This window comes from Pararhizobium gei, from assembly GCF_029223885.1.
GTDB lineage: Bacteria > Pseudomonadota > Alphaproteobacteria > Rhizobiales > Rhizobiaceae > Pararhizobium > Pararhizobium gei.
Map to the genome: position 1 here is coordinate 3275865 of NZ_CP119409.1, position 12025 is coordinate 3287889.

Annotated in this window: 13 protein-coding genes; 4 read left to right on the top strand and 9 right to left on the bottom strand. The window is 60.0% G+C overall.

Translation table 11 applies throughout. From position 1 onward, the window contains the following. Window positions 1-2: 2 nt before the first annotated feature. The gene (locus PY308_RS15915) at window positions 3-905 is read right to left on the bottom strand and encodes a branched-chain amino acid ABC transporter permease (protein ID WP_275784390.1); all 903 of its coding nucleotides are present in this window, start codon (window positions 903-905) and stop codon (window positions 3-5) included. 518 nt (window positions 906-1423) lie between these two features. Between PY308_RS15915 and cysQ the strand changes: the two genes are divergently transcribed. After that, complete coding sequence (cysQ, locus tag PY308_RS15920) at window positions 1424-2200, top strand: 3'(2'),5'-bisphosphate nucleotidase CysQ (RefSeq protein WP_275784392.1); 777 nt, start codon at window positions 1424-1426, stop codon at window positions 2198-2200. A gap of 132 nt (window positions 2201-2332) precedes the next feature. After that, window positions 2333-3364 carry a DUF2793 domain-containing protein gene (locus PY308_RS15925; protein WP_275784394.1) on the top strand — a complete coding sequence of 344 codons (1032 nt, stop codon included), beginning with the start codon at window positions 2333-2335 and terminating at the stop codon, window positions 3362-3364. A 16-nt stretch (window positions 3365-3380) separates the two neighbouring features. Here the strand turns inward: PY308_RS15925 and PY308_RS15930 are convergent, their stop codons facing one another. Beyond that, window positions 3381-3770 carry a response regulator gene (locus tag PY308_RS15930; protein WP_275784396.1) on the bottom strand — a complete coding sequence of 130 codons (390 nt, stop codon included), beginning with the start codon at window positions 3768-3770 and terminating at the stop codon, window positions 3381-3383. A gap of 109 nt (window positions 3771-3879) precedes the next feature. Then, complete coding sequence (locus PY308_RS15935; protein WP_275784399.1) at window positions 3880-4635, bottom strand: Crp/Fnr family transcriptional regulator; 756 nt, start codon at window positions 4633-4635, stop codon at window positions 3880-3882. A gap of 171 nt (window positions 4636-4806) precedes the next feature. Here PY308_RS15935 and PY308_RS15940 point away from each other — a divergent pair, with 171 nt between their 5' ends. Further along, window positions 4807-5676 carry an SDR family NAD(P)-dependent oxidoreductase gene (locus tag PY308_RS15940; protein ID WP_275791164.1) on the top strand — a complete coding sequence of 290 codons (870 nt, stop codon included), beginning with the start codon at window positions 4807-4809 and terminating at the stop codon, window positions 5674-5676. A 107-nt stretch (window positions 5677-5783) separates the two neighbouring features. Beyond that, the gene (locus PY308_RS15945) at window positions 5784-7340 is read left to right on the top strand and encodes a VOC family protein (RefSeq protein WP_275784402.1); all 1557 of its coding nucleotides are present in this window, start codon (window positions 5784-5786) and stop codon (window positions 7338-7340) included. 13 nt (window positions 7341-7353) lie between these two features. On the opposite strand, the gene PY308_RS15950 is transcribed toward PY308_RS15945, so the two are convergent. The 6 genes from PY308_RS15950 to PY308_RS15975 form a co-directional block, all read right to left on the bottom strand. Continuing rightward, window positions 7354-7914 carry an NADPH-dependent FMN reductase gene (locus PY308_RS15950; RefSeq protein WP_275784404.1) on the bottom strand — a complete coding sequence of 187 codons (561 nt, stop codon included), beginning with the start codon at window positions 7912-7914 and terminating at the stop codon, window positions 7354-7356. A gap of 44 nt (window positions 7915-7958) precedes the next feature. Next, entirely contained in the window at window positions 7959-8459 is a 501-nt protein-coding gene (locus PY308_RS15955; protein ID WP_275784406.1) for a DUF3833 family protein, read from the bottom strand. A gap of 82 nt (window positions 8460-8541) precedes the next feature. Next, window positions 8542-9324 (bottom strand): carbon-nitrogen hydrolase family protein, encoded by a 783-nt coding sequence (locus PY308_RS15960; protein ID WP_275784409.1) that lies wholly within the window; start codon window positions 9322-9324, stop codon window positions 8542-8544. Beyond that, complete coding sequence (locus PY308_RS15965; RefSeq protein ID WP_275784412.1) at window positions 9321-10121, bottom strand: ABC transporter permease; 801 nt, start codon at window positions 10119-10121, stop codon at window positions 9321-9323. The genes PY308_RS15960 and PY308_RS15965 overlap by 4 nt, the downstream gene beginning before the upstream one ends. After that, window positions 10118-10972, bottom strand: a complete 855-nt coding sequence (locus PY308_RS15970) for an ABC transporter permease (protein WP_275784414.1) — start codon at window positions 10970-10972, stop codon at window positions 10118-10120. Before PY308_RS15970 ends, PY308_RS15965 begins: the two co-directional genes overlap by 4 nt. Then, window positions 10969-12006 (bottom strand): ABC transporter ATP-binding protein, encoded by a 1038-nt coding sequence (locus tag PY308_RS15975; RefSeq protein ID WP_275784417.1) that lies wholly within the window; start codon window positions 12004-12006, stop codon window positions 10969-10971. Before PY308_RS15975 ends, PY308_RS15970 begins: the two co-directional genes overlap by 4 nt. Window positions 12007-12025 lie beyond the last annotated feature (19 nt).

Below are 12025 nucleotides of genomic sequence, written 5' to 3' on the forward strand. Positions count from 1 at the left end.
AATTATACCTTCTCGACTTCAGGCCGGCCCAGAATACCGGACGGCTTGAAAATCAGCACGATGGCGAGGATCGAGAATGTCGCGACATCCTTATAGTCGATGGTGAAATAGGCGGACCAGAGCGATTCGATCAGGCCGATCATCAGCCCGCCGATCACAGCACCCGGCAACGAGCCGATACCGCCGAGAACGGCCGCCGTAAACGCCTTGACGCCCGGCGTAAAGCCATCGGTAAACACGATGACCCCGTAATACATCAGATACATCGTGCCCGCGACGGCAGCGAGCGCCGCTCCCATGACGAAGGTGATCGAGATCGTCTTGTCGACATCGACGCCCAGAAGGGCCGCCATCTTGCGGTCCTGCTCGGTTGCACGTTGTGCCCGCCCCAGCGGTGTGTGGTTGACGATGTACCAGAAGATCGTCAGCAGCACCGCGGTTACCACAACGATGATGACCTGCTTGAGCGACACGGAAATACCAAAAATCTCATACACCGACGACACCAGCGGCGGCACTGGCTTGTTGCGCGGCCCCTGCGTCACCTGGATGAAATTCGACAGCGCGATAGACATGCCGATCGCGGTGATCAGCGGCGCGAGACGGAACGAGCCGCGCAAGGGACGATAGGCCATCTTTTCGATAACCCAGTTCCAAAGGCCGGTCATCAGCATGGCGACGAGAATCATGATCAACAGCGCAATTGCGATCGGAATGCCGCCGAACAACCCCAAAAGCACGAGATAGACGATCAGCGCGGCAAAACCGCCCAGCATGAAAATATCGCCATGCGCGAAGTTCACCATGCCGATAATGCCATAGACCATGGTGTAGCCGATGGCTATCAAACCGTAGATCGAGCCAAGAGTCAGGCCGTTGACGACCTGCTGGACAAAATACTCCATCTATATCCCCCGGGTCGGATCCTTTTCAGGTCTGACCTCTTGTTTTCAAGGCTCTTTTCGAGCCCTTTCATCGATAGGGATTCCATAATGCTTTCAGACCAAAAGTGAAGCGTAAAATGGCGGTTTCCGGAGATTCTTTGCCAGTTTGGAGATTCTGACGCTTTAACAGCCAAGAAACCAAAATATCGGCAGAGAACGCCGCCGATTTGGGCATCAAACGGTGAATCCTGCGGAAACAAATGTCTGCAGAGGGTCCTCTATGGCGTAAGTCCCGTGTAAGCAGGCCATTACCTAAACATTTATCCCCAAACCGCAGATAAAAATGCGGAATTCGTCTAGGCAAGAGATCGAACGGGTGTTCAAGAGGCATGCCAAATGAGCACAGCCAAGAAAATTTCACCGGCCTCCCTTGAAAAGACCGTCGGGGAATGCGGATGTAGATTTCGCTGTCCGGTGTGGCTTGATTGCTGCCCTGGACGCAAAACTGCGCAAACGACGGAAAGATGCAGGACCGAGGCATGCTCGACATTCTGGAAGAGGCGGCGGTGGCGGCGGGGAAAGCGATCCTCGACATCTACCATGCCGGACCTGACGTCAGCTACAAGGCGGACTGTTCTCCCGTGACAAATGCCGACGAAAGTGCCGAAAAGATCATTCTGGCACGTCTGGCAGAGGCCTTTCCGGAGATTCCGGTGGTTGCAGAAGAAGCCGTCTCCGCCGGGTTTGTGCCGGACATTGAAGGCAGATGCTTCTTTCTGGTCGATCCGCTGGATGGCACCAAGGAATTCGTCGGCCGCAAAGATGATTTCACGGTCAATATCGCCCTGATCGAAAAGGGCGAGCCGGTCGCTGGCGTAGTCTACGCACCGGCGCTCGGCATTCTCTATGCCGCGAGCCGGAGCAGCGCCAGGAAGGCCGTTGTCTCCGGCCAGAAACATATCGGCCCGGCAACGGTTATCGGCTGTCGCAGCCGGGGGGACAGGCTGGTCGCACTGGCCAGCCGTTCGCACAACAGCCAGGAAACAATCTCCTATCTCTCCCAGCATGGCATTACCGACTACGAGCAGATCGGCTCCTCGCTCAAATTCTGTCTTCTCGCCGAAGGCCTCGCCGATATTTACCCGCGGCTCAGCCGGACTATGGAATGGGATACCGCAGCCGGCGACGCCGTTCTGAGGGCGGCAGGCGGCGAGACGGTGACCATGGACGGCAACCCATTGTCCTACGGCAAGCGCAACCAGAGTTCCGACGTCGATTTTGCAAATCCCTACTTCGTCTCGCGCGGCAAGACCTGATAACGCCTGAAACAGCGCGACCCGCGCATGAGCGCGCCGGATTCCCGTTTGGAAACAAGCAGGACGGCTGCTTCTCGTCCCCGGCCTCACATGCTCGTCTATACTCGTCCCCGACACAGAGGAGAGTTTTCGATGAGCGAAGCCACCGTCAATCTGGGCCTGCCTTATATCCTGCCCTCCCAGGCGCAGAAGCATGTAACCCACAACGAGGCGCTGCAGCGTCTCGATGCGCTGTGCCAACTGAGCGTCACCGCAACGCTGGGGACACCGCCGTCCGATCCCCAGGAAGGAACCTGTTACGCCGTGAGCGGCGCAACGACCGGCGCCTGGATCGGTGCCGCCGGCAAGCTTGCGTTCCGCCAGGATGGCGACTGGATTTTCATCACGCCACGCGAGGGCTGGATCGGATGGTTTCTGGCAGAAGACCGGATCAAGATCCATGACGGCAGCGGCTGGATCAATTACGACGCGATCGGCGTACCCCCGTCGCTCGGCATCAACACGACCGCCGACAGCACCAACAGGCTCGCCGTCTCTTCGGCAGCGACGCTGCTGACCCACAGCGGCGCTGGCCACCAGTTGAAAATCAACAAGGCGACCACCGGTGACACCGGCAGCGTTCTTTTCCAGAGCAACTGGACGGGCCGGGCAGAGATTGGCCTTATGGGATCCGACAGTTTCGGTCTCAAGGTCAGTCCGGACGGCGTGGCCTGGAATACGGCGATCACCGTTGCAAGCCAGGGACAGGTGCGCATGCCGTACCGGCCCCTGGTTCGTGCAACACGGGCCGTGGGACTTTCGACTCCGGCTTCCGGCGCGCAGACAGGATTTTCGACCCTGAGCGTGGTGCAAGGCGGGTTTTCCCTGGGCTCGGCCGTTGCCGGCGGCGGAAACCGGCTGGTGGTGCCACTCACGGCTGCCTATCTGCTGTGCCTTGGCGTCGAGGCAAATCCCGCCGGCGCCTTTTCTGTTTCAGTCAAGGTCAACGGCACGACAACCGTGGCCAGTGTCAACGACAACGACGCCGCCGGATCATCCTACAGCAATTGCGCCATCGGCCTTGCGATCCTGAACGTTGGTGACTGGCTCGCGCTGGAGCATACCGGCACGACGCCGCTTGATTTCGGATACGACAAGACCGAACTGACGGTGATCATGCTGTAGAGCGGAACCCTAACAATCAGCTGCGGGCTTGCTCCGCGCCGGCAAGGAGGCCGATCAAACTCGCCTCGTTGAACGGCTTGGTGATCCGGGGTACATCCCGCAGCGCCGCGGGAAACACGGAGTCCTCCCCGTAGCCGCTGACAAAGCCGAAGCGCACGCCGCGTTCGACGAGATCGCCGGCAAAGGCAAAGCTCGTTTCAGAGCCGAGACTGACGTCGAGAAGGGCGAAATCGAAAGATTGTGCGTTCGTAAGCTCTGCCGCCTGGATCAGATTGGTTGCGATCTCGACATGCTGGACACCGAGCGAGCGCAATATATCCTCGGCCTCCATCGCGATGATGAAATTGTCTTCCAGAACTAGAACATTTCTGATCGATACCGGGATCTCCGTAAGCGCTTCCGACATCCGTCTTTTGCCTCCAAGCGCTTTCTGCGCGTTGCGAATCCTGAGGTGACATCTAGGACAAAGAATGGGACTGGACATTTAAAAATGACATGCTGATAGTGCCCAGCAGTCATATGAAAGGGCGGTGCTTCTCCTTGTGCCCGTCCCATCCGGAAATTTTCATGAGACCCTGGTCATCGAGGATGTCGCACCCCCGGTCGGCCCAACGAATAAGTTTTCGCTCGGCAAGCTTTTTCAGGGTTTTGTTGGTGTGAACGATCGACAATCCCAGCGTATCGGCAACATGCTGCTGGGTGATCGGGATCGAAACCCGTTCTCCTTTGAACAGGTTGGTGGCCTTTGCCCGTTGATACAAAAAGGCCAGCAGATAGGCAGCCCTTTCGAGCGCCGAACGACGCCCTATGCTGAGTAGGTTTTCATCCAGGATCCGCTCCTCCTGTGCTGCGATCCAGGTGAGGTCATAGGCGAGATCGGGATAGTTTCGAAACAATGTGCCGAGTTTGTCGCGTTCGAAGACGCACAGGGTCACCGGCGACAGTGCCTCGACAGAATGCTGCATCTCCCCCATCAGCGTCCCCTGAAGCCCGATCAGGTCGCCGGGCATCATATAATTGAGGATCTGCCTGCGTCCGTCATCCAGAGTCTTGTAGCGAAACCCCCAGCCGGACAAAACCGTAAACAGATGCGCGCTATGCGATCCCTCGGCCAGGATCGTCGTACCGGCATCGACGTTCAACTCGCCCGACTTGAAATTCCAGACAAAATCCAGCTCATTCGGCGTGAATTCGCGAAAATGCTCCAGCGTCCTCAGGGGACAGAGGTCGCAAGGCGTCTGCTTATTGCTGCGGGTCTTGAACGCGGCCATGCGGTTCCTCGATAAGGTCATAAATCAGGCGGGACAGGACCTTGATTTGAAACGAAAATTAAAGACTTATCATGTGTACGGCAAGACCTGCATGCGGAACGGCAAGGACGAGGCTGGACAGGATAACGCCCGGCGCTAGTTTCCCCTTACACTTCGCAACGAGACGGAACAATCATGAATCATCCGGCTTTCGCCAACAATCATGTCGCGGTCATCACGGGCGCAGCCTCCGGGATCGGGCTTGCTGCTGCCAAACGTTTCGCCGGGCTCGGCATGTCCGTCATTCTCGCCGACCTTGGCGGAGAAAAGCTCGATCGGGCAACCCGCGAGACAGCGGCATTATCTCCGCATGGTGGTGAACGCGTGGCCGGCATTGCCGCCGATGTGGCCTCTATCGATTCCTTGCGGGCGCTGGAGCGGGAAACAGTCTCCCGCTTCGGGCGCATCCATGTTTTGATGAACAATGCCGGAATTCAGCCGGGAAGCGCGATTTTCGGAGCACAGGACGCTTGGGAAAGTGTGCTCGGAGTTAATTTGTGGGGCGTCGTCAACGGCTCACGCATCTTCGCGCCCGGAATGATTGCTCACGGAGATACCGGTTTGATCATCAATACCGGCTCTAAACAGGGCATCACCACGCCACCCGGAGACCCCGCCTACAACGTCGCCAAGGCTGGCGTCAAAACCTTCACCGAATCCCTGCAGCATGACCTGCGCAACCGGCCGGATTGCAAGATATCCGCCCATCTGCTCATCCCCGGTTTTGTCTTCACCGGGTTGACGTCGAACGGACGCACCGAAAGGCCGGCCGGCGCCTGGACACCCCAGGAAACCATCGATTTCATGATGCAGAGGCTCGAAGAGGACGATTTCTACATTCTCTGCCCCGACAATGAGGTCGATCGCGCCACGGACGAGAAGCGAATCCTCTGGGCGGCAGGCGACATTGCTGAGAATCGCCCGCCCCTGTCGCGCTGGCATTCCCAATATGCCGAAGCCTTCAAGCGATTTTTGGCCCGAGACCGCCCCAAAATCCACTGAAAACAACGGAGCGTGATTGCAAAGCGCGACGGTGTGTTCATCGCCGGCCACTGGCGTTGGCCGCATTTTGCTGGCTTTATGCGGCTTCATCAAGAGGTTAGAGAGTCATGACGAGCGGCATCCACCATATCACGCTGATAACCCGCAAGGTACAGGCCAATGTCGATTTCTATGCCGGCTTTCTCGGCCTGCGCCTCGTCAAGCGGACAGCCGGATTTGAGGATGCCGATCAGTTGCACCTGATCTATGGCGACGCGACGGGCTCGCCCGGCTCGCTCGTTACCTTCCTCGTCTGGGAAGATGGCGCGCCCGGCCGCGTCGGCCACGGCCAGCCGAGCGAGATCGGCTTTGCCATCGCCGCCGACAGCATCGGCTTCTGGCTGACCCGGGCGCTGCGTTACGGCGTGGCGACGACGGGCCCGGCGGCCGAATTCGGCGAACCGGTCATCCGCCTGAAAGACCCGGACGGCGTCATCGTCAAGCTCGTGGGCAACAGCACCGTCACAACGCCAGCGCCCTATGCGACACCGGATATTCCGGCAGGGGACGCTATCCGGCGGCTGCGCGGCGCAACGATCCTGACGGAAAATCCGGACGGCACCGCCGCCTTCGTCGTGCGGCATTTCGGCTATGCGCATGCGGAACGCACCGACACGATCCAGCGGCTGGTCTCGCAATCGGGCGATATCATCGACGTTCGCGACGCCGGCGGGTTCTGGACCGCCGCGCCGGGCACGGGAACCATCGACCACATCGCCTTCCGGGCCATCGACGAAACCGCCGTCAACGACCTGCAGGCACGGCTCGCAGCCGAGGACGCCGGTACGATCGCCGTTCACGACCGCAAGTATTTTTACTCCCTCTATGTCCGCGAACCCGGCGGCACGCTGTTCGAATACGCCACCGATGCGCCGGGAATGACGGTGGACGAGGATTTTGAAACACTCGGGTCCCGGCTTTTCGTTCCGGAGCATTTTACGGGTGACCATGGTGCGCGCCTTGTCGTGCTGCCGCAATTTTCCATGCCCGGGCAAGAGCGCCTGACCCAACGCGAACTGCCCTTCATCCACCGGCTTCATCAACCGGAACGACCGGACGGCAGCACGACCTTCCTGCTGCACGGCAGCGGCGGCAACGAAACCAGTCTCTTGTCCCTGGGCCGGCAGATGATGCCAAACGCTCTTCTGATCGCCTTGAGAGGCCGTAGCACCGAAGAAGGAGCCCCGCGGTTCTTTCGCCGGCTCGCTGCCATGTCCTTCGATCAGAAGGACATGGCATCCGAAGCCGAGGCCTTGGCCGCGACCATCGAGGCGACCATTCCGGCCTATGGCATCGATCTCGATAAGACCGTGTTCATCGGTTATTCGAATGGCGCGAACATGCTGATCGCCACCATGCTTCTCCACCCCGGCCTGATCCGGAAATCCGTGCTGCTGCGGATGATGAACCCGCTCGATCCGGTGCCGGACGCCGATCTCTCCGGCACCAGCATTCTGACCGTTGCCGGCGCCACGGACCCCTATGCCAGCTACGCGCCTGCGGTCGATGAGATCTTTCGGCAGTCGGGAGCTTCTGTGGAAAGCGTGACCGTGAACAGCGGTCACGACATCGGCGACGGGGATACCCAGGTGGTGCGGCACTGGCTCCAAGCGGCCGGCACCTGACGCCGCTGGAGAGTCAGGCCGCAGTTTTCCTTTTCACATACGCAGCAAAGGCTTCGACAAAGGTTTTCAATCGTGCCCTGGCATCTTCGTCCGTGAGCTTGCCGTCCCCGTCGAACAGCGAGCCCGCTTTCGGCAACATGAGCCGCTTTCCGGACCAGAGATCTGCACCGAGCGTGCGCAACACGGGCAACCAGGCGTTCTGGCCGAGCAGCGTGCCGAACGGACCCGGCGACGTGCCGGCAATGGCGAAGGCGCGGCCGGCAAACACGTTCGGCGCCCCGGTCATGGAGGAGCTTACCCAGTCGATGGCATTCTTGAACACGCCGGGCAAGGAATTGTTGTATTCCGGCGTGAACAAGAGGACGCCATCAGCCGAAGCGATCTGATCCTTCAGACGCTGCACCGGCTCCGGCACGCCCTCCCGTTCGATATCGGCATTGTAGAGCGGAATGCCTTCGATGGTTCCGGCGACGAAAGTCACATTGACCGGCGCAAGCGGGATTGCAGCCTGCAGCAACGCCGTGTTGAAGGATGCCTTTCTCAGGCTTCCGGAAATACCGATCAGTGTCGTCATGAACAATCCTCAACCTGCGCAGACCATGGCGAAGAATTGTCGTTCTACCGCTTGAAATCAACCCGCACCCGCGCAACGGGCAAGATGTATTTCCAGACCGTGGCCGTATTGGAAAGGGAAAGCCCATCCTGCGCAAGAACCATCTTGTCATGGAAACGCACGATGTTCTTTTTCGGACCCGGGTCGAGATCGACCAGATAGGTGAAGCGCGCGGTGCGGCCATCGACGCGCACAGTCGTCGATCCGATCACGTCTTCCCGTGTCCCGGTGTAGGTGGCCGGGCCTGTGCGAATGAACGTCCAGGTCTTGCGGTCCTTCTCACCGTCGGAAAAGACGAAATCCTCCCGCACCGTTAATCTGTCGCCGCGCACCTTGCCGGTAAGAACGACCTTGAAGTCACGCTGGACGCCGTTGATTGCCGAAAACGACCCTGTCGCCGTTGTTCTTCCGCGGAAAAACCGCTCCATCATCGTATCTGCGGCCGACGCTGGCCATGCGCCGAAAAGGCTGGACGCAAGGCATAGTGCAGCAACTATCGTCTTCATGGCTTTCTCCTTTGTTTGCCAGGAGACATACGAGCATCAAGCCGCTTTGGTTTCCCTAATCGAAAACGAGCGGTGCTCACGATCACGGGATTTGCTTCAGATCGGCCAAATAGGTGTTTTCGCTCTTCGATACGTCGAAATCGCGAGGATTGATCGCGACGATCATCAGCGCTTCACCATGGGACGCAGCGCCGGCCAAAAGACTGCCGTCCGGCGCGGCGATCCGGGACGCGCCGGCGAAGGTGAACCGCTCATCGGCGCCGCAGTGGTTGATGTAAGCGACAAAAACCTGGTTCTCGAAGGCGCGGGTCTGGATCATGTGATCCGCAATGAAAGTCCCGGAATAGCCTGCTGGAAGCGCCGTCGGCACAAGAACGACATCCGCTCCCGCCAGAGCCAGCCGCCGGACATTTTCCGGAAACTCGACATCGTAGCAGATCAGCATGCCGCAGGTGACGCCGCGGTGCGCAAACAGCACGGTTTGCGGGGAAGACGGGGCAAAGAGCCTGCGCTCGTAATCGCCGTAGAGATTGGATTTCCGGTAGACCACCGGCGCGGCATCCCCATCAACATAGACGGCGCTGTTGAAGATGCCGTCGGCCGCCTTTTCGGCGAAACCCGCGATGATGGCCACGCCCGCTTCCCGTGACACCGCCTGCAACCGACGGATCAGGGGTCCATCGGAAGGCTCGGCCATATCGCGGATGGCATTTCCCGCGCCATAGCCCGTCAGCCCCAGTTCCGGCGTAACCAGAAGGCTGGCGCCCTTTGCAGCCGCCTGTTCCACCGCCTCCTCGATCCGTGAGAGATTGGCAGCGACATCGCCGCTCTTTGACTTCATCTGCAAGGCGGCAAGCGTGATCATGTGTCGTCCGATGACATGGCGCCGAGCAGTTTCGGCAGATCGCCAAAGCGGGCGACGAGGGAAAAGATCACCGCAGCGGTGACGACGAAAAGAACGGTGACAGACGCCATGGTCGGCGTATAGCCGTAGCGCAACGCGTTGAAGATCTTGATCGGCAAGGTCTCCATGGTAAAGCCGACCGTCATGTAGGCGACGATATACTCGTTGAGCGACAGCACGAAGGCGAAGGCATAGCCGGAGACCATATAGGGCAGGATCAGCGGCAGGACGACGGTGCGGAAGATCGTCCGGTCGTCTGCGCCCATCGTGGCCGCGGCTTCCACAAGCGAACGGTCGATCGCCGTAAACCCGAGCGACAGGGTGACGAGCGGCAATGTCACGAAGAAGATCGCGTGGCTGACGACGGCGGTCCATGGCTGGCCGTAGAAGCCGGTGGTGGCCCAGAAGGTGAGCAGCCCGAGCGCCGTGATGACAGGCGGCAGCGTGAACGGCGCGATGCCGAGAAGCTGGAAGATATTTGCCCAGGGCGCGATCCGCCGCCACAGGAACCAGGCAAGCGGCAGGGCGATTGCCACCGCAAGGGCGGCGGAGAGGATCGCCAGCGTCAGCGAGGCAAGCAGCGCATTGCGCCACTCCGGATTGAGAAAGATTTCGCCATACCAGGACAGGGAAAACCCCTTTGGCGGAAAGGCGAGCGTCTGCTTGGCATTTACTGAAACCCCGGCGACGACGATGATCGGCAGCGCCAGAAACAGTCCGATCAGGAAGAAATAGGTTTTTCTCAGCGCGCCCGTCATGCCGCTTCTCCTTTCCGTCCGGCGATCACCGTCAGCGCCACAAGGCCGAGCGTGACCAGCACGAGGAACACTGCCATGGCTGCAGCAAAGGGCATGTTGGACTGGTAGATCGCCTGATCTGTAATCAGCACCGACAGCGTCCAGTGCTGGGGACGCCCGAGAAGCTGCGGCAGGAGGTATGAACCGAGCGCGAAGATGAATACCATGATCAGCGTCGCAACAAGCGTGTTGCGCAGGGCGGGGACAACGACCGTGAAGAAGGCCTTGATCGGCGATGCGCCCAAAGTGCGGGCCGCTTCCGTGAGCGTCGGATCGAGCCGGACAAGGGCCGGATAGAGCACGAGAACCGTGTAGGGAAACGCCTGGTAGACCATTCCTGTCAGCACGGCACCGAAGCTCGGCAAAAGCGCCCTCGGCTCACTCATGATTCCCGCCATGACAAGCAGATTGGTGATCCCCGCCGTGCGCGAAAACAGCGTCGACCAGGCAAAGCCGATGATCACCTCCGACAACGACAGGACCGACAGCAGCGCAACGAGCCAGACGATCTGCACGTTTCGCGCCATGCGGGTCAGGAGATAGGTGAAGGGCACGGCAAGCAGAATGCAGCAGATGGCGACGGCCACCGCCAGCATCAGCGAAAAGCCGAGCACATTGGCGAAGAACAGGCTGAGGAACCGCTGGTAGTTGGCAAGTTCGAAGGCCGGCAGATAGAAGCCGCCCTGCTGGCGCTGGAAGAACGAGACGGCGATCATCGTCGCGAAGGGCACGACGAAGAAGACGATCAGCATGGCCGCCGGAAAGAACAGCGGCCCGTAATCGGCCAGACGCTGGGGAGCTTCGCGCCTCATTTCGAAAGCACCACGCAAAGGTCAGGCATCAGAACGACGCCGACCGATTGCCCCACGGTCACATCCGGCCTCGCCCTCGGCGTCGAAACCGCAACGATCTGGCGGCCAGCGACCTCGACGAAGGTTTCGATCGTGCCGCCGAGATCGCGCACGAAGGTGACAATGCCCGCAAGAGCACCCTCATCCGGTGCTGTCAGATGCACGTCCTCCGGGCGAACCGACAAGGTCGCCTTCATCCCCGCGCCGCCCAGCCCGATACCCGGCACCGGTTGGCCGAGCACGCTGACGCGCCCGGCGCTGTCGGATTGGGCTTCGAGCAGATTGGTCGAGCCGATGAAATCGGCAACGAACGTATCGGCCGGCCGGCGGTAAATTTCGATCGGCGACGCCGCCTGGCGGATCTCGCCGCCCTGCATCACGACGACCGTATCGGCCATGGTCATCGCCTCCCGCTGGTCATGGGTGACGACGATGGTGGTAATGCCGAGTTTCTGCTGCAACTGCCGCAACTCCACCTGCATCGCCTCGCGCAGTTTCGCATCGAGCGCCGACAGCGGTTCGTCGAGCAGGAACAGCTTTGGGGAAATCGACAGCGCCCGGGCAATCGCCACACGCTGGCGCTGGCCACCGGACAGTTTCGAGACGGGCCGATCAGCGTAACCCGTGAGATGGATCATCGACAGGAGTTCGTCGACCCGCTTCTTCTGCTCCTCCTTCGGCGCGTTGCGGATGCGCAGGGGATAGGCGATGTTCTCCCCGACCGTCAGATGCGGAAACAGCGCCAGCGACTGGAAGACCATGCCGAGATTGCGCCTGTGTGTCGGAACACGGGTAATATCCTCGCCATCAAGGCTGATGGCGCCGCCGGTCGGCAGATCAAGCCCGGCAATCATCCTCAGCAGCGTGGTCTTGCCGCAGCCGGACGGGCCGAGCATGCAGACGAAGGTGCCGTGCGGCACTGTGAGATCGACGGAGTTGACGGCTGTGAACGTGCCGAATTGCTTCGTGACATGCTGGAGAGAGAGGCCTGACATAAAGTGCTGTTCCACTGGT

Excerpts from the sequence above, each read along its gene's own strand:
- PY308_RS15915 (WP_275784390.1), bottom strand. The coding sequence starts at position 905 with ATGGAGTATTTTGTCCAGCAGGTCGTCAACGGCCTGACTCTTGGCTCG.
- PY308_RS15965 (WP_275784412.1), bottom strand. The coding sequence starts at position 10,121 with ATGACGGGCGCGCTGAGAAAAACCTATTTCTTCCTGATCGGACTGTTT.
- PY308_RS15950 (WP_275784404.1), bottom strand. The coding sequence starts at position 7,914 with ATGACGACACTGATCGGTATTTCCGGAAGCCTGAGAAAGGCATCCTTC.
- cysQ (WP_275784392.1), top strand. The coding sequence starts at position 1,424 with ATGCTCGACATTCTGGAAGAGGCGGCGGTGGCGGCGGGGAAAGCGATC.
- PY308_RS15930 (WP_275784396.1), bottom strand. The coding sequence starts at position 3,770 with ATGTCGGAAGCGCTTACGGAGATCCCGGTATCGATCAGAAATGTTCTA.
- PY308_RS15955 (WP_275784406.1), bottom strand. The coding sequence starts at position 8,459 with ATGAAGACGATAGTTGCTGCACTATGCCTTGCGTCCAGCCTTTTCGGC.
- PY308_RS15975 (WP_275784417.1), bottom strand. The coding sequence starts at position 12,006 with ATGTCAGGCCTCTCTCTCCAGCATGTCACGAAGCAATTCGGCACGTTC.
- PY308_RS15925 (WP_275784394.1), top strand. The coding sequence starts at position 2,333 with ATGAGCGAAGCCACCGTCAATCTGGGCCTGCCTTATATCCTGCCCTCC.
- PY308_RS15970 (WP_275784414.1), bottom strand. The coding sequence starts at position 10,972 with ATGAGGCGCGAAGCTCCCCAGCGTCTGGCCGATTACGGGCCGCTGTTC.
- PY308_RS15945 (WP_275784402.1), top strand. The coding sequence starts at position 5,784 with ATGACGAGCGGCATCCACCATATCACGCTGATAACCCGCAAGGTACAG.
- PY308_RS15960 (WP_275784409.1), bottom strand. The coding sequence starts at position 9,324 with ATGATCACGCTTGCCGCCTTGCAGATGAAGTCAAAGAGCGGCGATGTC.
- PY308_RS15935 (WP_275784399.1), bottom strand. The coding sequence starts at position 4,635 with ATGGCCGCGTTCAAGACCCGCAGCAATAAGCAGACGCCTTGCGACCTC.